This is a genomic window from Kocuria nitroreducens, from assembly GCF_042879195.1.
GTDB classification, from domain to species: domain Bacteria; phylum Actinomycetota; class Actinomycetes; order Actinomycetales; family Micrococcaceae; genus Kocuria; species Kocuria nitroreducens.
This window is the reverse complement of sequence record NZ_JBHZTC010000015.1, coordinates 22,520-43,280: the sequence shown is the minus strand read 5'-3', so window position 1 is coordinate 43,280 and position 20,761 is coordinate 22,520. Positions and strand designations below refer to the sequence as shown.

General features: G+C 75.2%; 19 protein-coding genes. 14 read left to right on the top strand and 5 right to left on the bottom strand.

The window, feature by feature from the left end:
- The first annotated feature begins 76 nt into the window (after positions 1-76).
- Positions 77-526, top strand: coding sequence for a DUF2243 domain-containing protein (locus ACFYE1_RS11600; RefSeq protein ID WP_387742884.1), 450 nt, complete (start codon positions 77-79; stop codon positions 524-526).
- Positions 523-1,308 (top strand): cytochrome c oxidase assembly protein, encoded by a 786-nt coding sequence (locus ACFYE1_RS11595; RefSeq protein ID WP_387742882.1) that lies wholly within the window; start codon positions 523-525, stop codon positions 1,306-1,308. The genes ACFYE1_RS11600 and ACFYE1_RS11595 overlap by 4 nt, the downstream gene beginning before the upstream one ends.
- Positions 1,309-1,318: 10 nt before the next feature.
- On the opposite strand, the gene ACFYE1_RS11590 is transcribed toward ACFYE1_RS11595, so the two are convergent.
- Together ACFYE1_RS11590 and ACFYE1_RS11585 are read right to left on the bottom strand one after the other, a co-directional pair.
- Positions 1,319-1,591, bottom strand: coding sequence for a hypothetical protein (locus ACFYE1_RS11590; RefSeq protein ID WP_387742881.1), 273 nt, complete (start codon positions 1,589-1,591; stop codon positions 1,319-1,321).
- On the bottom strand, positions 1,588-1,953 hold the full coding sequence (locus ACFYE1_RS11585; protein ID WP_387742880.1) for a hypothetical protein: 366 nt from the start codon (positions 1,951-1,953) through the stop codon (positions 1,588-1,590). The genes ACFYE1_RS11590 and ACFYE1_RS11585 overlap by 4 nt, the downstream gene beginning before the upstream one ends.
- Positions 1,954-2,131: 178 nt before the next feature.
- Between ACFYE1_RS11585 and ACFYE1_RS11580 the strand changes: the two genes are divergently transcribed.
- The 9 genes from ACFYE1_RS11580 to ACFYE1_RS11540 all read left to right on the top strand — a co-directional run bounded on the left by ACFYE1_RS11580 (position 2,132) and on the right by ACFYE1_RS11540 (position 13,883).
- Positions 2,132-3,115 (top strand): polysaccharide pyruvyl transferase family protein, encoded by a 984-nt coding sequence (locus ACFYE1_RS11580; RefSeq protein WP_387742878.1) that lies wholly within the window; start codon positions 2,132-2,134, stop codon positions 3,113-3,115.
- A 49-nt stretch (positions 3,116-3,164) separates the two neighbouring features.
- Positions 3,165-4,802 (top strand): carbamoyltransferase family protein, encoded by a 1,638-nt coding sequence (locus tag ACFYE1_RS11575; protein WP_387742876.1) that lies wholly within the window; start codon positions 3,165-3,167, stop codon positions 4,800-4,802.
- A complete protein-coding gene (locus tag ACFYE1_RS11570; protein WP_387742875.1) occupies positions 4,799-6,451 on the top strand; it encodes an HAD-IIIA family hydrolase in 1,653 nt (550 codons plus the stop codon). The genes ACFYE1_RS11575 and ACFYE1_RS11570 overlap by 4 nt, the downstream gene beginning before the upstream one ends.
- A 2-nt stretch (positions 6,452-6,453) precedes the next feature.
- A complete protein-coding gene (locus tag ACFYE1_RS11565) occupies positions 6,454-7,557 on the top strand; it encodes a glycosyltransferase family 9 protein (RefSeq protein WP_387742873.1) in 1,104 nt (367 codons plus the stop codon).
- Positions 7,545-8,504, top strand: coding sequence for a glycosyltransferase (locus tag ACFYE1_RS11560; RefSeq protein WP_387742871.1), 960 nt, complete (start codon positions 7,545-7,547; stop codon positions 8,502-8,504). Before ACFYE1_RS11565 ends, ACFYE1_RS11560 begins: the two co-directional genes overlap by 13 nt.
- Entirely contained in the window at positions 8,501-10,351 is a 1,851-nt protein-coding gene (locus tag ACFYE1_RS11555; RefSeq protein WP_387742869.1) for a glycosyltransferase, read from the top strand. Before ACFYE1_RS11560 ends, ACFYE1_RS11555 begins: the two co-directional genes overlap by 4 nt.
- Entirely contained in the window at positions 10,348-11,760 is a 1,413-nt protein-coding gene (locus tag ACFYE1_RS11550; RefSeq protein WP_387742868.1) for a PfkB family carbohydrate kinase, read from the top strand. The genes ACFYE1_RS11555 and ACFYE1_RS11550 overlap by 4 nt, the downstream gene beginning before the upstream one ends.
- Positions 11,750-12,775, top strand: a complete 1,026-nt coding sequence (locus tag ACFYE1_RS11545) for a glycosyltransferase family 9 protein (RefSeq protein ID WP_387742866.1) — start codon at positions 11,750-11,752, stop codon at positions 12,773-12,775. The genes ACFYE1_RS11550 and ACFYE1_RS11545 overlap by 11 nt, the downstream gene beginning before the upstream one ends.
- 97 nt (positions 12,776-12,872) lie before the next feature.
- Complete coding sequence (locus ACFYE1_RS11540; protein WP_387742864.1) at positions 12,873-13,883, top strand: UDP-glucuronic acid decarboxylase family protein; 1,011 nt, start codon at positions 12,873-12,875, stop codon at positions 13,881-13,883.
- A gap of 49 nt (positions 13,884-13,932) precedes the next feature.
- Here ACFYE1_RS11540 and ACFYE1_RS11535 read toward each other — a convergent pair whose 3' ends face one another.
- Entirely contained in the window at positions 13,933-14,865 is a 933-nt protein-coding gene (locus ACFYE1_RS11535; protein ID WP_387742862.1) for a glycosyltransferase family 2 protein, read from the bottom strand.
- Complete coding sequence (locus tag ACFYE1_RS11530; protein ID WP_387742861.1) at positions 14,862-15,758, bottom strand: glycosyltransferase family 2 protein; 897 nt, start codon at positions 15,756-15,758, stop codon at positions 14,862-14,864. The genes ACFYE1_RS11535 and ACFYE1_RS11530 overlap by 4 nt, the downstream gene beginning before the upstream one ends.
- A 200-nt stretch (positions 15,759-15,958) precedes the next feature.
- On the opposite strand from ACFYE1_RS11530, the gene ACFYE1_RS11525 reads away from it, so the two are divergent.
- The 3 genes from ACFYE1_RS11525 to ACFYE1_RS11515 are packed head-to-tail and all read left to right on the top strand — an operon-like array spanning position 15,959 to position 19,427.
- Positions 15,959-17,656 (top strand): circularly permuted type 2 ATP-grasp protein, encoded by a 1,698-nt coding sequence (locus tag ACFYE1_RS11525; protein ID WP_387742859.1) that lies wholly within the window; start codon positions 15,959-15,961, stop codon positions 17,654-17,656.
- A complete protein-coding gene (locus ACFYE1_RS11520) occupies positions 17,650-18,576 on the top strand; it encodes an alpha-E domain-containing protein (protein ID WP_387742857.1) in 927 nt (308 codons plus the stop codon). Before ACFYE1_RS11525 ends, ACFYE1_RS11520 begins: the two co-directional genes overlap by 7 nt.
- Positions 18,573-19,427, top strand: a complete 855-nt coding sequence (locus tag ACFYE1_RS11515; RefSeq protein ID WP_387742855.1) for a transglutaminase family protein — start codon at positions 18,573-18,575, stop codon at positions 19,425-19,427. The genes ACFYE1_RS11520 and ACFYE1_RS11515 overlap by 4 nt, the downstream gene beginning before the upstream one ends.
- Positions 19,428-19,485: 58 nt before the next feature.
- Here ACFYE1_RS11515 and glgC read toward each other — a convergent pair whose 3' ends face one another.
- Positions 19,486-20,730 carry a glucose-1-phosphate adenylyltransferase gene (gene glgC, locus ACFYE1_RS11510; protein ID WP_387742854.1) on the bottom strand — a complete coding sequence of 415 codons (1,245 nt, stop codon included), beginning with the start codon at positions 20,728-20,730 and terminating at the stop codon, positions 19,486-19,488.
- Between the last annotated feature and the right edge of the window lie 31 nt (positions 20,731-20,761).

Genomic DNA, 20,761 nt, shown 5'->3' with positions numbered 1-20,761 from the left:
CAACCGGGCCCTGGACAGCCGGCGGCGCCACCGTAGGCTGGACCGCGACCCCGCCCGTCCGCACCAGGAGGACACCATGGCCGACCAGGACCGCCGGACCCTGCTCGCCGGCGCACTGCTGGGGGCGGGCATCGCCGCCTCCGTGGTGGACCTCGCCGTCTTCCACCTGATCCTGCACTGGCACCACTTCTACGACCTGTCCACCACCGGCGTCGCCCTCGCCTCGGACGGGCTCTTCCACGCCTTCGGCTGGTTCGTCACCGTGGGCTCCCTCTTCCTGCTCGCCGACATCCGGCGCCGGGGCGCCATGTCCTGGCGCCGCTGGAGCGGGGGCCTGCTCGCGGGTCTCGGCGCGTTCCAGCTCTTCGACGGCGTGGTCCTGCACAAGGTGCTCAGGATCCACCAGATCCGCTACGACGTGGACCTGCTGGTCTACGACGCCACGTGGATCGGCACGGCCCTGCTCGCGCTCGCGGCGGGACTCGTGCTGCTGCGCCGGACCCGCCGCGTCCGCCCGGGGCGATGACGCACCACCACGCCGCCACCGGCTGGGCCCTCTTCGACGGGACCGTGCTCGTCCTGCTCGGCCTGGGCGCCACCGGCTGGGCCGCGGGCCTGTGGGCGGCGCGGCACCGCGGCCCGTGGCCGGTGCACCGCACGGTGCTGTGGTACGCGGGGCTGCTGTGCGCCGGTGCGGCGTTGGTCGGTCCCCTGGCGGAGGCCGCCCGCGCTAGCTTCACCGCCCACATGGCCGGGCACCTGCTGCTGGGGATGGCCGCCCCGCTGCTGCTGGTGCTCGCAGCCCCCGTGACGCTGGCGCTGCGCGCGCTGCCCGTGGCCCGCGCCCGGGCCGTGTCCGGTCTCCTGCGCACCGCGCCCGCCCGGGCCGTGACCCACCCGGTGGTGGCCGGGGCGCTCAACGGCGGCAGCCTGTGGCTGCTCTACACGACCGGGCTGTACGGCCTCATGCACGCCTCGGTGCTCATGCACGCGGCCGTGCACCTCCACGTGCTGCTGGCGGGCTGCGTCTTCACCGCGGCGGTGGCCGGGGTGGACCCGAACCCGCACCGGGGCTCGTTCCCGCTGCGCGCGGCGGTGCTGGTCGGCTTCCTGGCGGCCCACTCGGCGCTCGCCAAGCACCTGTACGGGCACCCCCCGGACGGGGTCGGGGCGTCGGACGCCCGCACCGGTGCGCAGCTCATGTACTACGGCGGGGACGTCGTGGACGTGGCGCTGATCGTCGTGCTCTTCGCCCAGCGGCTCGCCGCCGGACGGCCCCGCGACAGGGCCGCCCGGCCGGTCGCCTGAGGGAACAGGGTCAGACTCCGGGGGCCGCCTCCCGGCGGGCCTCGAGGGCGGCCACGAGCTCCTCGTGGCGGTCCTGGGTGACGGGGTGGGGGCCGTCGGCGTTCACCAGGTACTCGTGCTCGAGCTGGCACACGATCCTGCTGTGCAGGACCTGCAGCTCCACGAGGGGCAGCGCGGAGAGGTCCCCGGGGAAGTCGCAGTCCGGGGTCAGGCACGTGTCGCAGCCTGCGGTATCCCCGGCACCGGCGTCCGCCGAGGACGGGACGACGTCGAGGCCGCTCATGCCGCCACCCCGCCCCGCTCGGCGCTGTTCCGGGGCGCGGGTGCCGGTGCGTGCGGACGGGCCGCCGGGCGGACCGCCTCCGGGAGGCCGAACGGCACCGGCCGGGTGAGGACCTGCACGGCGCCTCCCGGCTCCGGCGCGGGGCCGTGGTCGAGGGACCACCGCAGCCGGTCCGGGCCGCCCGGGTCCACGTGCTGGGCGCCCTTGGGGTCCACGGCGACGGACGCGCCCGGGAACAGGGCGCGGTCGCCGAGCGGGGTCAGGGTCCGCCGGCTGCGCTCGGTGAGGTCGCCGGTGACCACCGGGTGCACGCACCGGGTGTCCAGCTCGATCTGCACGACGACGGACAGGGGATGGTCCATGGAGGGAGTCCTTCCACGACAGGACGTCACGGCCGGCTGATCGACCCGTGCCATCGAGCGTAGACCTCTGTGTCCCGGGTCACCAGTCGTCGTGCCGAGTCGTTACCGGACGTGACAGTGCCCACAGTGCGCCCGCCGAGCGGCCGTGGGCTCCGCCCCGACCGGTAGCGTCGACGCCATGCGCACACTCGTGGTCGGTTGGTCCAGCGTCCTGCACGGCGAGGCCACGGCAGGTGACGTCCTCGCCATGGACGCCGTCGCCGACGCCCTCGGCACGGCGGGCGTCCCGCACGACGTCGCCTGGAGCGCGGTCATGTGCCCACCCGGCGGGCTGCGGCTCGACGACGTCGAGCCGGCGCGCTACACCCACCTGCTGTTCGTGTGCGGGCCCGCGACCGGACGGTCGATCGCCGCGCTGCACGAGCAGTTCGCCCACTGCCGCCGGATCGCGGTGGGAGTCAGCGTCCTGGACCCCGCGGACCCGGTGACCGCCGGGTTCCACCGCGTGATCGCCCGCGACCGTCCCGGTGCCGACGCCCGCCGGGACCTCGCCGCACGGGCCGTTCCCCAGCTCGTGCCCGTACTGGGCGTCTACCTCACCTCCGGGCAGCACGAGTACGGAGCCCGCCGCCGGCACGACGACGTCGGAGCCGGACTGGAGGAGTGGCTGGCCCGGCTCGACGCCGCCCGGCTGCCGCTGGACACCCGGCTGGACCCGCGGGACTGGCGCCTGCCCGCCACCGCGGCCCAGGCGGGGTCCGTCCTCGCCCGCCTCGACACCGTGGTGACCATGCGCATGCACGGTTTGGTCCTGGCGCTGCGGGCCGGGGTGCCGGCGCTCGCCGTGGACCCCGTCGCGGGCGGCGGGAAGGTCACGGCCCAGGCGCGCGCCTGGGACTGGCCGGCCGTGGTCGGCGCGGACGAGCTCGACCCCGGACGGCTCGACGAGCAGCTGCGGTGGTGTCTGTCCCCGGCCGGGCGCAGGGCTGCCGCGGACCGGGCGGCGATGGCCCCGAGCGGCTTCGAGCAGCTCGACGAGCTCGTCGGGGAGCTCCTCGGCGACCTGTCCGGGGAGCCGGGGCGGGACGCCGACCGCGAGTTCGACCGGGAGCTCGGCCCCGAGCTGCTCGAGGCGGCGGAGACCGTGCGGCACCGGGGCTGACACGGCCCCTAGATCAGCCGCCTGATCATTTTGTGCCATACTCCGATCCATGAACTACCTGGGCATCAACGCGATCTTTCACGACCCCGCGGCGGCTCTCGTCGTGGACGGCAGAGTGGTGGCCGCGGCGGAGGAGGAGCGCTTCTCCCGCCGCAAGCACGGCAAGCGTCCCGTGCCGTTCTCGGCGTGGGAGCTGCCCGAGCAGGCGATGCGCTGGTGCCTCGCCGAGGCCGGGCTGACGCCCGCGGACCTGGACGCCGTGGGCTACTCCTTCGACCCGGCCATCGCCGCCGAGATGCGGGACGACCCGTACGACCCGGTGCGCGTGGACTACGCCCGGCGGGCCGCCGGATTCCTCGCCGAGGCCCTCCCCGGCCTGGACCGCGGAAAGGTCCGCTTCGTGGAGCACCACGTGGCCCACGCCGCCTCCGCCGGCCTCGCCGCCCCCACCCGCACGAGCAGCGTCCTGGTGGTGGACGGCCGCGGCGAGGCGCACTCGCACCTGGCTGGCCGCTACCGGGACGGCGAGCTGGAGATCCTGCACCGCCAGACCCTGCCCGAGTCCCTCGGCCTGCTCTACGAGTCCCTGACCGACCACCTGGGCTTCCTGCGCTCGAGCGACGAGTTCAAGGTCATGGCCCTGGCCTCCTACGGCGAGGCCCGCTTCCTGCCAGAGCTGCGCGAGATCGTCCGCGCCACGGGCGACGGCGGCTTCCGCGCCCAGGCGCCCGACTGGACCCGCTTCGCGCCCCGCCGGATCGACGACGGCACCTGGGGCGGCGACCACGCCGACCTCGCCGCCTCGGTCCAGGCCGTGGTCGAGGAGGTCCTGGTGGACCTCGCCACCTGGCTGCACGAGCAGACCGGTGACCGGGTCCTGACGATGGCCGGTGGCACCGCTCTGAACTGCGTGGCCAACTCCCGGATCTGGCGCGAGACGCCGTTCGAGGAGGTCTGGGTCCAGCCCGCCTCGGGGGACTCCGGGACCGCCCTCGGCGCGGCCCTCCACCTGGCCCAGGAGGCCGGGGACCTCGGCGACCCCCAGCCCACCGCGGCCCTCGGGCGCAGCTGGTCGGGCGAGGAGCTCGCGCAGTGGCTGAGCACCGCGCAGGTGCCCTTCACCACCCCGGACGACCTCGCCGGAGAGGTCGCCGACATCCTCGCGGACAACGGCGTGATCGCCTGGTTCGACGGCCGCAGCGAGTTCGGCCCCCGGGCGCTGGGCCGCCGCTCCCTCCTGGCGAATCCCATGCACCCCGACAACCTCGAGCGGCTCAACGACGTCAAGGGCCGCGAGCAGTTCCGGCCCGTGGCGCCCATGGTGCTCGAGGAGCGCGCCGCGGACATCTTCAGCGGCGGGCCGATGCCCAGCCCCTTCATGCTCTTCGTGCACGACGTGGCCCCCGAGTGGCGGGAGCGGATCCCCACGGTCACCCACGTGGACGGCACCGCCCGGATCCAGACGGTCGCCGAGGAGGACAACGCCGGGATCGCGGCGCTGCTGCGGGCCTTCGACGAGCGCACGGGCGTGCCCGTCGTCGTCAACACCTCTCTCAACACCGCCGGCCGGCCCATGGTCGACGACCCCCGCGACGCCCTCGAGCTCTTCGGCTCGGCCCCGGTGGCCGCGCTCGTGCTCGGCCCGCACCTCGTCCGCCGCGCCTGCCTCTTCCAGGAGGCCAAGTGACCGCCGCGCCCGCGACCTACGCCGTCGTGGTCCCCTCGGTGGGGCGGCCGACCCTCCAGTGGCTGGTGGACACCCTCTCCGCCCAGGACGTCGACGCGGACCACCCCGGACCGCTCGAGGTCGTCGTGGTCGACGACCGGCGCGGGGACGTGGAGCCGCTGCGGCTGAGCGTGCCCGACACCGTGGCGTGGACCGTGCGCACCGTCCGCGGCTACGGCCGGGGCCCGGCCGCCGCGCGAAACCGGGGCTGGCGGGCCGCCCGCCGCTCGGGGGCGGAGTGGATCGCCTTCCTCGACGACGACGTGGAGCTGCCGGCCGGCTGGGCCCAGCGCCTGGCCGAGGACCTCGCCGCGTGCGGGCCCGAGATCGGCGCGACGCAGGGCCGGATCGACGTCCCCCTCCCGGGCTACCGCCGGCCCACCGACTGGGAGCGCAACACCGCGTCCCTCCAGGACGCCGACTGGGCGACCGCGGACATGGCCTACCGCACGGCCGCGCTCGAGGACGTCTCCGGCTTCGACGAGCGCTTCCCCCGGGCCTACCGGGAGGACGCGGACCTCGCGCTGCGCGTGCGCAGGGCCGGGTGGCAGCTGGTGCGCGGGCAGCGCCGGATCACGCACCCCGTGCGTCCCGCCGACGACCTCGTGAGCCTGCGCGTGCAGGCCGGCAACGCCGACGACGCCCTGATGCGCCGCCTGCACGGGCCCGACTGGCGCCGTGCGGCCGAGGCCCCTCCCGGCAGCTTCCGGTGGCACGTCGCGACGGTCGCCGCCCTGGGCACCGCGGGAGCGGGCGCCGGAGCGGCGCTCACCGCCACGGCCCTGGGCCACCGGTCCACCCGGCGCTCCGCCCTGGCCGCGGCCGGTGCCGGTGCCGCGGCGTGGGGCTGGCTGACCGGGCGGTTCGTGCTGCTGCGCGTCGGCCCGGGCCCCCGCCCGGGCGACCCCGAGTTCCTGGCCGAGCTCAGCCGCATGCTCCGCACCAGCGTCACCATCCCCGTGGCCGCCGTGCGGCACAAGGCCCGGGGCTGGTGGCATCACCGGGAGACCGGGCCGTGGCCCGTCCCCGCGCGCGCCGTGCTCTTCGACCGGGACGACACCCTGGTCCACGACGTGCCCTACAACGGCGACCCGGACGCGGTCGAACTCGTCCCCGGAGCCCGTGAGGCGGTCGACGCCGTGCGCGCGGCCGGACTGCGGGTGGGCGTGGTGTCCAACCAGTCCGGCATCGGCCGCGGTCTGCTGACCCGCGAGCAGGTCGACGCCGTCAACGCCCGCGTCAGCGAGCTGCTCGGCCCCTTCGACACCTGGCAGCTGTGCCCGCACGCCCCGGAGCAGGACTGCGCGTGCCGCAAGCCCCGGCCCGGGATGGTGCTGGCGGCCGCCGTGGAGCTGGGCGCGGACCCGTCCGAGTGCGTGCTGATCGGCGACATCGGCGCTGACGTCGAGGCCGCACAGGCCGCCGGCGCGCGCAGCGTCCTGGTCCCCACCCCGGTGACCCGCGAGGAGGAGGTGGCGGCCGCCCCGGCCGTGGCCCGGACCCTGCGGGAGGCGGTCGCCTCCGTGCTGGCGCCCGCCGCCGTCGAGGGGACGGAGGACGGCCCCGACGGCTTCCCGGCACCGGCCGCGGCGGCCGGGGCCCGGGGCTGAGCGTGGGCCGCACCCTCGCCGTCCGCCTCGACTCGGACGGGGACGTCCTGCTGACCGGGCCCGCGGTCCGCGCCCTGGCCCGGCTGGGGAACCCGGTGGACCTGCTGGCCTCCCCGTCCGGAGCCGCCGCCGCCCGGCTGATGCCGGACGTGGCCGAGGTCCTCGAGTACTCGGCCCCGTGGTCGGGCTTCCGGCCCCCGCCCGTGGACCGGGAGGCGACCGCGGCCCTCGTGGAGGACCTCGCCGCCCGGGGCTACGACCTCGCCGTGGTCTTCACGTCCTTCCACCAGAGCTCCCTGCCCATGGCGCTGCTGGCCCGGCTCGCGGGCATCGACCGTGTCGTCGCGACGAGCGCGGACTACCCCGGGTCGCTGCTGGACGTCCGGCACCGCCGCGCGGACCCGCCCGGCGGCGGCCACGAGGTCGAGGCGGGGATGGAGCTCGCCGTCGCGGCCGGGGCCCCCGAGCCCACGTCCGACGACCTGCGCCTGGCCGTCCGCCGCCCGCTCCCGGAGCCGCCGGGCGAGCTGTCCGCGCTGCCGGACGGATTCGTGGTGCTGCACCCCGGCGCCTCCGTCCCGTCCCGCGGGCTCACCGCCGAGCACGCCGGGGCCCTCGCCGCGGGTCTCGCCGTGGCCGGGCGCACGGTCGTCCTCACGGGCGGACCGGGGGAGCGCGAGCTCACCGCCGCCGCCTGCGCGGCAGCCCGGGCCGCCGCACCCCGCGGCCCGGTGCTGGACCTCGCCGGCCGCACCGACCTGCCGGGCCTCGCCGCTGTGCTGGACGCCGCCGCGTGCGTCGTCGTGGGCAACACCGGCCCCGCGCACCTCGCCGCGGCCGTGGGCACCCCGGTGGTGTCCCTCTTCTCCCCGGTGGTGCCCCCCGAGCGGTGGGTGCCCTACGGCGTGCCTGTCGTGCTGCTCGGGGACCAGGGTGCGGACTGCCGCGGCTCCCGCGCCCGTGACTGCCCCGTCCCCGGCCACCCGTGCCTGTCCTCCGTGTCCCCGGCCGCCGTGCTCGCGGCCGTCGAGGAGCTGACGGACGGCGTCCCGGGGGCTTCCGCCACTGTTCCCGAACCGGAAGGAGGACCCGGGTGCGCATCCTGACCTGGCACGTCCACGGGTCGTGGACGACAACGTTCGTGCACGGCCCCCATACCTATCTGCTGCCCGTCGTCGCCGACCGCGGCCCCGACGGGCGCGGCAGGGCCGACACCTGGGACTGGCCGGCCGCCGCCGAGGAGCGCACGCCCGAGGAGCTCGCCGACGCCGCGTTCGACGTGGTGCTCCTGCAGCGCCCCCACGAGCTGGAGCTGCTGGAGCGGTGGACCGGGCGCCGGGCAGGGACCGACGTGCCGGCGGTCTACGTGGAGCACGACACGCCGCGGGGGCCAGCCGTGGCCACCCGCCACCCCCTGGCCGAACGCTCCGACATCCCCGTGGTCCACGTGACGCACTTCAACCGGATCATGTGGGACAACGGGGACGCGCCCACCGACGTCGTGGAGCACGGCATCCTGGACCCCGGCCCGCTCTACACCGGGCGCACCGCAAGCCTGGCCGCCGTGGTCAACGAGCCCGTCCGGCGCGGGCGGATCGCGGGCACCGACCTGCTGACGGCGCTGGCCGAGGAGCTGCCCGTGGACGTCTACGGGATGGGCATGGACCGCCTCGCGCAGCACGCGCCCCACATGGCCGGGCGGTTGCACGAGAACTATCCTCAGGAGAAGCTGCACGCGGCGCTCGGCGAGCACCGGGCCTACTTCCACCCCTACCGGTGGACGAGCCTGGGGCTCGCGCTGCTGGAGGCCATGACCATCGGGATGCCGGTGCTCGGGCTCTCGACCACCGAGGCGCCGCGGGCGGTGCCGCCCGGGGCGGGGCTGCTCTCCAACGATCCGGAGGCCCTCGCGGCCCGGGCCCGGCACTGGCTGCACGACCCCGACGCGGCGACCGCCGCGGGCGCCGCCGCCCGCGCGCACGCCCTGAGACACTACGGTGCGGACCGCTTCCTCGCGGAGTGGGACCGCATCCTGGAGAAGGTGACAGCATGAGAATCGCAATGGTCTCCGAGCACGCCAGCCCGCTGGCCGCGCTCGGCGGGGTCGACGCCGGGGGGCAGAACGTCTACGTGGCCTCCCTCGCGGAGGAGCTCGCCCGGCTGGGCCACGACGTCGTCGTGTACACGCGCCGCGACGCCGCGGGCCTGCCCGACGAGGTGGAGCTCGCCCCCGGGGCCCGCGTGGTCCACGTCCCCGTGGGGCCCCCGAGCCCCCTGCCCAAGGACGACCTCTCCCCGTACATGGACGAGTTCGGCCGCTGGCTCGCCCGCGACTGGGCCCGCCGCGGCGTGCCCGACCTCGTGCACGCCCACTTCTGGATGTCCGGGATCGCGGCGCGCCGCGCGGCGGAGACCATGCAGATCCCGGTGGTGCAGACCTTCCACGCGCTCGGCGCCGTCAAGCGCCGCCACCAGGGCGCGGCCGACACCAGTCCCGCGGGCCGGCTCGCGGCCGAGAATGAGATCGTCGCGGCGGCCGACCTCGTCCTGGCCACCTGCCGGGACGAGCAGGCCGAGCTCCTGGCCCTCGGCGGGGACCCCTCCCGGATCGACGTGGTCCCGTGCGGCGTGGACCTCGACGCCTTCGTCCCCGCGCCCCGGCAAGCCGGCGGCCGGCGGCCCCGGATCGTGGCGCTCGGCCGGCTCGTGGAGCGCAAGGGCGTGGACGTGGTCGTGCGCGCCCTCGCCGAGCTGCCCGACGCGGAGCTCGTCGTGGCCGGCGGTCCCGACCGCGCCGAGCTGGACCGCGACCCCGAGGCCCTGCGGCTGCGGGCGCTGGCCCGGGAGCTCGGGGTGGCGGAGCGCGTGGAGCTCCTCGGCCGGGTGGACCACGACGCCGCCGCCGCGCTGCTCGCCACGGCGGACGTCGTGGCCTGCACCCCCTGGTACGAGCCGTTCGGCATGGTCCCGCTCGAGGCGATGGCCTGCGCCCGCCCCGTGGTGGGCAGCGCCGTCGGCGGCCTGCTCGACAGCATCGAGGACGGCGTGACCGGCCTGCACGTCCCCCCTCGGGACGTCGCCGGGACCGCGGCCGCGCTGCGCACCCTGCTGGCGGACCCCGAGCTGGCGGCCCGCATGGGCCGCGCCGGGCGCCGGCGCGTGGAGCGGCTCTTCGGCTGGCGGCAGGTGGCCCAGGAGACCGAGCGCTCCTACGCCCGCGTCGTCGCCCGGCACCGCCGGGAGCACCCGCCACGGCTCGGCCAGACCGAGCGCTGGCTCGGCGCCCACCTGGACGAGCTGGCCGTCGCCGCCCGCGACGCCGCCCAGCACGCCGACGTGGTGGACCGGTGGGGCGCCCGCCTGGCCGGGATGCTCACGGACGGCGGGCGCGTGCTCGCGGTGGGCAACGGCGGCAGCGCCGCGGAGGCCCAGCACTTCACCGCGGAGCTCGTCGGCCGCTTCGTCGACGACCGGCAGCCGCTGTCCGCCGTGTGCCTGTCCGCGGAGACCTCGAGCCTGACCGCCATCGTCAACGACTACGGCGTGGAGGAGGTGTTCGCCCGCCAGGTCCAGGCCCACGGGCGGGCCGGCGACGTGCTCGTCGTGCTGTCCACCAGCGGGCGCAGCCCCAACGTCCTGGCCGCGGCCGAGCGGGCGCGGGAGCGGGGCCTGCACGTCTGGGCGCTCACCGGCCCCGGCCCCAATCCGCTGACCGAGCGGGCGGACGAGTTCCTGACCGTCGCCGCGCCCAGCACCTCGGTGATCCAGGAGGTCCACCTCATGCTGCTGCACGCCGTCTGCGCCGCCGTCGACTCCCGTCTGGCGCCGGCCGCCGGGTCCGCGGAGCCCGCCGGGACCGGGACGCCGGCGTGGACGGCCGTCCGGGCGGGGGCCGCGTGAGCGCCCCGCGCATCGTCGTGGTGGGCGACGCCCTGCTGGACCGGGACGTCTCCGGCACCTCGACCCGGCTGAGCCCCGACGCCCCGGTCCCCGTGGTCGACGTCGACGGCGTGTTCGCCAGCCCCGGCGGGGCCGGCCTCGCCGCCCTGCTGTGCGCCGAGCCGCCGTTCGTCGGCGCCGTCCCGGCGACGGCCACCGTGACCCTCCTGGCGCCGGTCGCGGACGACGCCGCCGGGCGGGAGCTGGCCGGCGCGCTCGGCGAGGTCGGGCTGGAGCGGCTGGGACACGACGGAGGGACGCGCACCAAGACGCGGATCCGCAGCTCGGGGCAGACCCTCGTGCGCGTGGACGAGGGCGGGCCCGGCACCCCGGTCGGCGTCACCGCCGCACACGTGGCCGCCGTCCTGGCCGGGGCGGACGCCGTCCTGGTCTCCGACTACGGGGGAGGCGTCACGCGCGACCCCGCCGTGCGCACGGCCCTGGAGGAGCACGCCCGCACCGGCGTGGTCGTGTGGGATCCCCATCCGCGCGGCGGCGCCCCGGTGCCCAGGTGCACGCTCGTCACCCCGAACGCCGCCGAGGCGGCGGCCGCCCTCGAGGGCGCCGCGCCCGGGTCCCCCCGGGACCTCGCGGGCGCCCTGCGCCGGCACTGGGGCGCCCGCGCCGTGGCTGTCACCGCCGGCGCGGACGGGGCGTACCTGACCACGGCCACCGGCACCGAGCTGGTGCCCGCGGCGCCCGTGCAGAACACCGACCCCTGCGGGGCGGGGGACCGGTTCGCCTCCGCGGCGGCCCTCGCCCTCGGCGGCGGCACCCACGTGACGGCGGCCGTCGAGACCGCGGTCGAGGCCGCGGGCCAGTGGGTCGCCGCCGGCGGGGCGGCCACCTACCGCAGCCGCCGCGCCGCGGCAGCCCGGGGCCGGCCCGTCCCGCACCCCGGCGCCGAGCGGCTGCCCCGGGAGGTGCAGGACCTGCTGGCCGAGGTGCGCGGCCGCGGCGGGTCCGTGGTGGCCACGGGCGGCTGCTTCGACGTCCTGCACGCCGGGCACATCGCCTCCCTCGACGCCGCGCGCCGGCTCGGCGACGCCCTCGTCGTGCTCCTGAACTCGGACGACTCCGTGCGCCGGCTCAAGGGCCCGGGCCGCCCCGTGGTCGGCGAGTCGGACCGCGCCCGCGTGCTGGGCGCCCTGCGCAGCGTCGACGCGGTCGTCCTCTTCGACGAGGACGACCCGCGCGCGGCCCTCAACCTGCTCCGCCCCGACGTGTGGGTCAAGGGCGGGGACTACACGCCCGAGCAGCTGCCCGAGGCCGTCGACGTCCGGGGCTGGGGAGGCCGCGTCACCGTGCTGCCCTACCTGTCGGGGCGCTCCACCACCGCGCTCCTGCAGAAGGCCGGCCGTGAGCGCTGAGCCCGCCACCGACCTCGGGACGAACACCGCGGCCGGGACCGTGCCGGGCCGGTGGGCCGTGGACCCCGCGTCGATCGGCCCCGGGGACGTGCTCGTGCTGCGGGCGCTCGGACTCGGGGACGCCCTGACGGCCGTGGCCCCCCTGCGGGGCGTGCGCCGGATGCTGCCCGGCCGCCGGACCGTGCTCGCCGCTCCGGCGGGCGTGGGCGCCTGGCTGGCCGGGCTCGGCGTCGTCGACGGCGTGCTCCCGGTCCCCGGGCTCGTGCCCCTGCCGCCGGTCCCCGGTGGCCACGTGGCCGTGAACCTGCACGGGCGCGGGCCGCTCAGCCACGATCTGCTCCTCGCCTCCCGCCCCGAGCGGCTCGTCGGCTTTGCCGCCCCGGAGGCCGGCCACGACGGCCCACCGTGGCGGCCCGACGAGCACGAGGTGCATCGCTGGTGCCGCCTGGTCGCCGAGGCCGGGGGGCCGTGCGGCCCCGAGGACCTGCGCCTGCGCGACCACCGCCCCGCGCCCGAGGACGCGCCCGTGGTGATCCACCCGGGCGCCGCCTCGGGCGCCCGGCGCTGGCCCGCCGATCGCTGGCGGCAGGTCGCCGCGGACCTGGCCTCGGACGGGCACCGGATCGTGGTCACCGGCTCTCCGGCCGAGGCCGGTCTCGCCGCCGCCGTGGTGGCGGGGATCGACGCCGCGGAGAACCGGTGCGGGACCCTGGACCTGGACGGCCTGACATGCACCGTCGGCGCGGCCGCCGTGGTGCTCAGCGCCGACACCGGCGTGGCCCACGTGGCCACCGCCCTGACCGTGCGCTCCGTGGTGCTCTTCGGCCCCACACCGCCCGCCTTATGGGGGCCCGCCGTGGACCCCGACCTGCACACCGTGCTGTGGCACGGCGACCCCACCGCGCAGGCGTGGGGCGACCCGCACGCGGACCGGCTCGACGAGCGGCTGGCCGCCGTCACCCCGGCGGAGGTCCTGACCGCGGCCAGGTCCCAGCTGGGCGCCTCCCGCACCTGACCCCCCGGGACCCGCCCCGGTCCGCCGAGGCCCGCCCTTTGGCCCCCGATCTTCGACTCCCTGACCTCCGCCCCGTCCTTCGAACCCGAGGAGCACCGTGAACCCTGCGACAGACGCGACCACCCCTGCGGGCGCAGCCCGTCCGATCCGCCGCGCCGTCGTGACCGGCGGGACGGGCTTCCTCGGCAGCCACCTCTGCACCGAGCTGCGCCGCCGGGAGGTGGAGGTCGTGTGCCTCGACAACTTCCTCACCGGCTCGGCGGCCAACATCGAGCATCTCGTGGGCGACCCCGGCTTCCGGCTCGTCCAGTGCGACGTCACCGACTACGTGCACGTGCCCGGGGACGTGGACCTCGTCCTGCACTTCGCGTCCCCGGCGTCCCCGATCGACTACCTGAAGCTGCCCATCCACACCCTGAAGGTCGGCTCGATCGGCACCCACCACGCCCTGGGACTGGCCAAGGACAAGGGCGCGCGGTTCGTGCTGGCCTCCACCTCCGAGGTGTACGGCGACCCGCAGATCCACCCGCAGCCCGAGAGCTACTGGGGCCACGTCAACCCGGTGGGTCCGCGGGGGGTCTACGACGAGGCCAAGCGCTTCGCCGAGGCCCTCACGGTCGCCTACCGCGCCGAGCACGGGGTGGACACGGCGATCGTGCGGATCTTCAACACCTTCGGCCCCCGGATGCGCCCCTTCGACGGTCGCGCGATCCCCACGTTCATCCGCCAGGCCCTGGCCCGGGAGCCCCTCACCGTGGCCGGGGACGGCGCCCAGACGCGCTCCGTCTGCTACGTCTCCGACCTGGTCCGCGGCATCCTGGCCCTGGCCGACAGCGGGCACAGCGGGCCCATGAACATCGGCAACCCGCACGAGCTGTCCGTGCTGCAGATCGCCCGCGACGTCATCGCCGCGACCGGGTCCTCGTCGGGGCTGGAGTTCGTCGAGCGTCCTGTCGACGACCCCATGGTGCGCCGTCCGGACACCACGCTCGCGACCGAGGTCCTCGGCTGGACCCCGGAGGTCCCGTGGACGGAGGGGCTGGAGCGCACGGTCGAGTGGTTCCGGGAGGGGGCAGGCCTCCCGCAGGCCTCGGTGCGCGCCAGCTGACCGGCCCGCCCCGGACAGCGCCGGTCAGCGGCTCGGCCGGGGCGGGCGCTCAGCTGACGTAGCGGCGCGCGGCGCTGCTGCGCTGCGACTCCTCCAGCGCCAGGAACCGCCGCTCGACGCGCTCGGGCAGGGGCCGCCGCTCGCGCAGCACCCACGGCGCCCCGCGCAGGGCGTCGAGCAGGGCCAGGGCCGTCACCCCGTCCTGCGGGGCGGCGCCGACCACGTCGCGGGTCCGGCGCAGGGCCGCGCGCAGCGGGCGGCGCAACCAGATGAACCACAGCGTGTTGCGCAGTCCGTGGCGCCGCCGCAGGTGCGGGTCGCGGACCGTGGAGGCCTGGTGGTGGACCACGACCTCGGGCAGGTGCACGAGCTCCCAGCCCGCGGTCGCGAGGTCCGCCGCCAGCAGCTCCTCCTCGCCGCCGAGCCACAGCCGCTCGCTGAACCCGCCCACCTCGCGGAACGCGGTCCGGCGGACCACGGACGCCCCCGCCAGGAAGCTGCCCAGCGCAGGCCCGGGCATCCACTCGGGGCCCTCGACGGGCGAGTGCAGCAGCTCCGCGTTGATCGGGTCCTCCCGGGATCCGGGCTCCACGAGGATCCGGCCGGTGACCACGCCCAGCCGCGGGTGGGCCTCCAGCGCGTCGGCCGCCCGGCGCAGCGATCCGGGCTCCCACCAGGTGTCGTCGTCGCAGAAGGCCACGAACGGTGCGTCCACGCGCTCCAGCGCGACGTTGCGGCCCACGGCACCGAGGTTGACGGGACTCGCCACGAGCTCCGCCCAGGGGTGACGCTCGCGGATCGCGTCCGCGGTGCCGTCCGCGGAGCCGTTGTCGACGACCACCACATGCGGTCGTTCCGGGAGCTCCCGCAGCCGGGTCAGGGCCAGCAGGGCCTCGTCCCGGCGGTTGTAGGTGATCATCACGACCGCCACGCGCTCGTCGGGGCCGGTGGCGGACGTGGGGGCGGCGGCGGTCTCGGTCACGGGTTCTCCTGCACTGCGGTCGGATCGGTGGCGGTGGGGTCGGAGCCGTGCAGCAGCGCGAGCGCGGCCTCCGTGGTCGGGGACACCCGGCGCCGGGCCCGGAGCGCCGCCGGGACGCGGGGGAGGGCGCGGAGCAGTCCGCGGCGCCCCGCGCGGCCACCGCGCAGGGCTCCCCCCAGCTCGTGCGCCACGACGCGCAGGGGCCGGCGCATGACCGCGGTGAGCAGGTGGCTGCGGACCAGCTCGGCCTGCCGGCGCTCGTCCGTGCCCCGTCGCGGCGAGGGGTGGTGGTGGGCGCGGACCTCCGGCACGTAGGACAGCCGCCACCCGGCGTCGAACAGGTCGAGGGCGAGGCGTTCCTCCTCACCGGGAAAGCGCACGACGTCGTCGAAGCCGCCGGCCGCCAGGAACGCGGCGCGGCGCACGACCGCCCCGCAGGCCACGAAGCCGAGCAGCGCCGGGCCGGGGCACCCGGTCGGGATGCCCAGCGGGGACGCGGCCAGCACAGCGTTGAGCGGGTCCGGGCGCTCCTCGGGGCCCACGGCGATGGACCCGGCGATCAGGCCCAGCCGGGGGTGGGCGTCGAAGACGGCCGCGGCGCGGGCGAGCGCCCCGGGGGCCCACCACGAGTCGTCGTCGGCGAAGGCCACGTAGGGGGTCCTGGCGAGCCGGACGCCGACGGTCCGGGCCACGGCCCCGGTGTTGCGGGGCAGCTCCACCACCCGCACGTGGGGGTGGGCGGCGCGCACCGCCTCGGCGGAGCCGTCCGTGGAGGCATTGTCCACGACGACGACGGGCCCCTCGTGCCGGCCGAGGTGCGCCACGAGCTCCTCCCGGCGGTTGCGGGTGGCCACGACCACCGTGACGCGGCGCTGGGGGTCCGGGACGTCCATGGTGTCCTTCCGTCGGGTCCGCCGTGTCCCGGTGGCGGACACGCCCTCCCATCGTAGGGGCACGTCCTCCCGCCGCCGGGCGCAGGGTGCGTGACACAATCGGGAGGAGCCTCGGCCACCGGGTTACCGCTGCGAAATACGGCCCGTCCATACTGCACGTACTGCCCGCCCCGACCCCGAAAGGCCTGTGATCGCCCGACATGTCCGACCTGTTCGAGAACTACGCCGCCGACATGGCCGTGGCGGCGGCCTACGACGAGATGTACACGGCCGACCGGCAGGTCCGCCCCGGCTACGACCGCATCGGCGGGGTCCTGGACGACCTGTCGCTCAGCGACGTCAACACCCGTGCCGACTCCATGGCCCGATCCTTCCTCGACCGGGGCGTGACCTTCGACTTCGCGGGGGAGGAGCGCCCCTTCCCGCTCGACATCGTGCCCCGGGTGATCACCGCCGGCGAGTGGGACGTGATCGAGCGCGGCGTGAAGCAGCGGGTCCGGGCCCTGGAGTGCTTCCTGGACGACGTCTACGGGGAGCAGCGGGTCGTGGCCGAGGGGATCGTGCCGAAGGCGCTGATCACCTCCTCCGCCCACTTCCACCGCTCGGTGTGGGGCTTCCGGCCCGCGGGCGGCGTCCGGATCCACGTCGCGGGCATCGACGTGGTCCGGGACCGGCAGGGCGTGTTCCGGGTCCTCGAGGACAACGTGCGCGTGCCCTCGGGGGTGTCCTACGTGATCGAGAACCGGCGGGCCATGACCAAGGGCCTGCCGGAAGCCTTCATGTCGCAGCCGATCCGCGCCGTGGAGGCTTATCCCCGGCACCTCTACAAGGCGCTGCGGGCCACGGCCCCGGAGGCGGCCGAGGACCCCACGGTGGTCGTCCTCACCCCGGGCGTGTTCAACTCCGCCTACTTCGAGCACACCCTGCTCGCCGGGCTCATGGGCGTGGAGCTCGTGGAGGGCCGCGACCTCGTGGTCCGCGGCGACAAGGTCTACATGCGCACCACGGACGGCGAGCAGCGCGTGGACGTGATCTACAAGCGGATCGACGACGAGTTCATCGACCCCCTGCACTTCCGCTCCGACTCCGTGCTCGGCTGCTCCGGGCTGGTCAACGCGGCCCGGGCTGGGAACGTGACCATCGCCAACGCGATCGGCAACGGCGTGGCCGACGACAAGCTCACCTACTCCTACGTCCCCGACCTCATCCGGTACTACCTGGACGAGGAACCGGTGCTGCCCAACGTGGACACCTACCGGCTGGAGGAGGACGAGGCCCGCGCCTGGGTCCTGGAGCACCTGGACGAGCTGGTGGTCAAGCCCGTGGACGGGTCCGGCGGCAAGGGCCTGGTCATCGGTCCCCAGGCCACCGAGGCGGAGCTCCAGGAGCTGCGGGCGAAGGTGCTCGCCGATCCGCGCGGGTGGATCGCCCAGCCGGTGCTGCAGCTGTCCACCGTGCCGACGTTCACGGACGGCGAGTTCAGCCCCCGCCACGTGGACCTGCGGCCCTTCGCGGTGAACAGCGGCGACGAGGTCTACGTGCTGCCCGGCGGGTTGACCCGCGTGGCCATGCAGAAGGGCTCGCTGATCGTGAACTCCTCGCAGGGCGGCGGATCGAAGGACACGTGGGTGCTCGGCCAGCCGCAGACCCAGGACCTCGACCCCGGCCAGGCCCCGCCCCCGGACGTCGACTCCTCGGTGCACACGTGGCCGGTCTCGGCGTCCTGGCAGGACGAGGGCGACAGCGGCCAGCAACAGCAGCAGCAACAGGTCGTGTCCGGCCCGGGGGTGGTGTCCGCCGCGGCACCCGCCACCGCGGACACGGCCGAGACGACCACGGCGAAGACCACCGCGGCCACCACCGCGACGACCCGCACCGGAGAGGGGCCCACATGCTGAGCCGCATTGCCGAGTCACTGTTCTGGATCGGCCGCTACGTCGAGCGGGCCGACGGGGTGGCGCGGATCCTCGACGTCCACCTGGAGCGCATCACCCAGCTGCCCGTGGGCGAGCAGGAGGCCGAGGTGCGCCGCATCATGGCGGTGATGGGCGTGGAGCCCGGCGACGGCGACTACAGCGTCCGGTCGATGATCCACGAGCTCGCGTGGAACAAGGACTGCCTGACCTCCATCTCGGGCTCTCTGCACGCCGCCCGCGAGAACGCCCGCCGCGCCCGGGAGACCGTGTCCTCGGCCATGTGGGAGTCGCTCAACTCGACCTACTACGGTCTGGGCCAGCACCGCCGCGACGTCGTCGGCACCTTCCGGGTCTGCCACTGGACCATCGAACGGATGGCGACCGTGCGCGGGCAGACCCAGATGACCATGTCCCACGACGAGTCCTGGATGTTCTTGTCCCTGGGCGCGGCGATCGAGCGGGCGGACATGACGTCCCGGCTGCTGTGGACCCGGTCGATGTCCACGTCCGGCATGTCGTGGGTGTCGATCCTGCACTGCGCCGGCGGGTACGAGGCCTTCCTGCGCACCCGGTACGGCACGTTCAGCGACGAGTCGGCGACCGAGTTCCTGCTCCTGGACCGGCTCTTCCCGCGCTCGATCCTGCACGCGCTCACCACGGCGGAGGAGATCCTCGTGGGCCTGGAGCCCGGTCTGCAGCGGGTCGGGTTCAAGGACGACGCCCGCCGCATCATCGGCGAGGCGCGCACGGCCCTGGAGTTCCACCACGCGGAGGACCTCATCGCGGTGCTGCCCGAGCACCTGAACAACGTCCAGGCCGCGTGCGCGAAAGCGTCGGAGGCCGTGAGCACCAAGTACTTCTCGCACGCCGTCGAGGCGTCCTGGTTCGGAGGCATGCTGTGACCCGGCTCAAGATCGACCACGTCACCCGCTACGACTACAACGACAACGTCTCGAAGTCCTACAACGAGGCCCGCATGACGCCCCTCTCCGACGACGAGCAGATCGTGCTCGAGGCGGAGCTGACGCTGAGCCCGGGGACCGCCACGGTCAGCAACTACCGGGACTACTGGGGCACCCGGGTCGCGGCCTTCGACATCCAGGGCCGGCACCGGCACCTGAAGGTCCGCTCCTCGGCCACGGTGGAAGTGCACCGGCGGCCCGGCGACGAGGTCGCGGACGGGCTGAGCTGGGACGAGCTGGCGACCCCCGAGGTCCTCGACGCGGTCTCCGACTTCGTGCCCCAGACCTCGCTCTCCCGGCTGGGGCCCGAGCTGGAGAAGGTCGCCGAGGAGATCCGCAAGGAGGCGGCCGACCCGGCCGCGGCCGCCGCCGCGATCTTCCAGGGCATCGCCTCGCACATGCAGTACGTGCCCGGGGTCACCGGGGTCCACACGGACGCGGAGGCGGCCTGGCGGGAGGCCAAGGGTGTGTGCCAGGACCTCGCCCACGTCGGGATCGGCATGCTGCGGCACATCGGGATCCCCGCCCGCTACGTCTCCGGCTACCTGCACCCGGACTACGAGGCGGGCATCGGCGCGACCGTGCCGGGGGAGTCCCACGCGTGGGTGGAGTGGTGGAACGACCGCTGGTACGCCTACGACCCCACCAACCACACGCGGCTCACCGACTTCCACGTCACCGTGGCCCGCGGCCGGGACTACACCGACGTCACACCGCTGAAGGGCATGGTCACCGGCGGCGGAGGCACCTCCGGGCTGCAGGTCCAGGTCGAGGTCACGCAGACCGCATGACCACGGCGGGGCCGCCCACCGTCCTCGGGTGGGCGGCCCCGCCGTGACGGTGGGCGGCCTAGCTCTCGAACCGGTAGTTCTTCGGGGCGACCGTCAGCCCCGAGGGCGTCACCGTCAGGCCCCGGGCCCGGTCCCGCTCCGCGTCCACGCCGACCTTCGTGCCCGGGGGCACCACCACGTTCTTGTCGATGATGCACCGGTCGACCACGGCCCCCTCGCCGATCTGGACGTTGGGCATCAGGATCGACTGGTTGACGGTGGCGTCGTTGTGGACCAGCACCTTGGGGGAGAGGACCGACTCGGTCACGCGTCCGCCGGTCACCAGGGCCCCGCGCGAGAGGATCGAGTCCGTCGCGATCCCGCCCTCCCCGTGCGGACCGCGCACGAGCTTCGCCGGCGGGGCCTGCATCTCGTTGGTGTAGAGCGGCCAGGCGTAGTTGTACAGGTTGAAGACGGGAAGCGGACGGATCAGGTCCATGTGCGAGTCGTAGTACGAGTCCAGGGTGCCGACGTCGCGCCAGTACTGACGGTCACGATCCGTGGAGCCCGGGACGTCGTTGTTCGTGAAGTCGTAGACGGCCGCCTCGCCGCGGTCGGCAAACCACGGCATGATGTCCCCGCCCATGTCGTGGCTCGTGTCCTCCTTCGCCTCGTCGGCGCGCAGGGCCTCGACGAGCGCGTCGGTGTCGAACACGTAGTTGCCCATCGAGGCGAAGAACGCGTTCGGGTCGTCGGGCAGGGGTGCCGTGCTCTGCGGCTTCTCCACGAAGCGGGTGATCCTCGTGACGTCCTCCGGGTCCGTTTCGATCACACCGAAGGAGGTCACCATCTCCATCGGCTGGCGCACGCCCGCCACAGTGGCGCGGGCCCCCGACTCGATGTGGAAGTCCACCATCGCCGAGAAGTCCATCCGGTACACGTGGTCCGCACCGACCACCACGACGATGTCCGGCTTCTCGTCCTCGATGAGGTTCATCGACTGGAAGATGGCGTTGGCGGAGCCCAGGAACCACTCCTTGCCGCGACGCTGCTGCGCCGGGACGGTGACCACGTAGTTGCCCAGCTGGGCGGACAGCCGCCAGGTCTGGGTGACGTGCTGGTCCAGGGAGTGGGACTTGTACTGCGTGAGCACCACGACCTGGAGATAGCCCGAGTTCACGATGTTGGACAACGCGAAGTCGATCAGCCGGTAGCCGCCCGCGAAGGGCACCGCGGGCTTGGCGCGGTCCTCGGTGAGGGGCATCAGGCGCTTGCCCTCGCCTCCGGCCAGGACGATCGCGAGAACCTTCTTACGGTGGGGCATGGGAACCTCTCTGACTTCTTCGGCAATCGGG

Bases quoted from the DNA above. Each gene is read 5' to 3' on its own strand.
- ACFYE1_RS11600 (WP_387742884.1), top strand. From the start codon at position 77: ATGGCCGACCAGGACCGCCGGACCCTGCTCGCCGGCGCACTGCTGGGG.
- ACFYE1_RS11595 (WP_387742882.1), top strand. From the start codon at position 523: ATGACGCACCACCACGCCGCCACCGGCTGGGCCCTCTTCGACGGGACC.
- ACFYE1_RS11590 (WP_387742881.1), bottom strand. From the start codon at position 1,591: ATGAGCGGCCTCGACGTCGTCCCGTCCTCGGCGGACGCCGGTGCCGGG.
- ACFYE1_RS11585 (WP_387742880.1), bottom strand. From the start codon at position 1,953: ATGGACCATCCCCTGTCCGTCGTCGTGCAGATCGAGCTGGACACCCGG.
- ACFYE1_RS11580 (WP_387742878.1), top strand. From the start codon at position 2,132: ATGCGCACACTCGTGGTCGGTTGGTCCAGCGTCCTGCACGGCGAGGCC.
- ACFYE1_RS11575 (WP_387742876.1), top strand. From the start codon at position 3,165: ATGAACTACCTGGGCATCAACGCGATCTTTCACGACCCCGCGGCGGCT.
- ACFYE1_RS11555 (WP_387742869.1), top strand. From the start codon at position 8,501: ATGAGAATCGCAATGGTCTCCGAGCACGCCAGCCCGCTGGCCGCGCTC.
- ACFYE1_RS11530 (WP_387742861.1), bottom strand. From the start codon at position 15,758: ATGGACGTCCCGGACCCCCAGCGCCGCGTCACGGTGGTCGTGGCCACC.
- ACFYE1_RS11525 (WP_387742859.1), top strand. From the start codon at position 15,959: ATGTCCGACCTGTTCGAGAACTACGCCGCCGACATGGCCGTGGCGGCG.
- ACFYE1_RS11520 (WP_387742857.1), top strand. From the start codon at position 17,650: ATGCTGAGCCGCATTGCCGAGTCACTGTTCTGGATCGGCCGCTACGTC.
- glgC (WP_387742854.1), bottom strand. From the start codon at position 20,730: ATGCCCCACCGTAAGAAGGTTCTCGCGATCGTCCTGGCCGGAGGCGAG.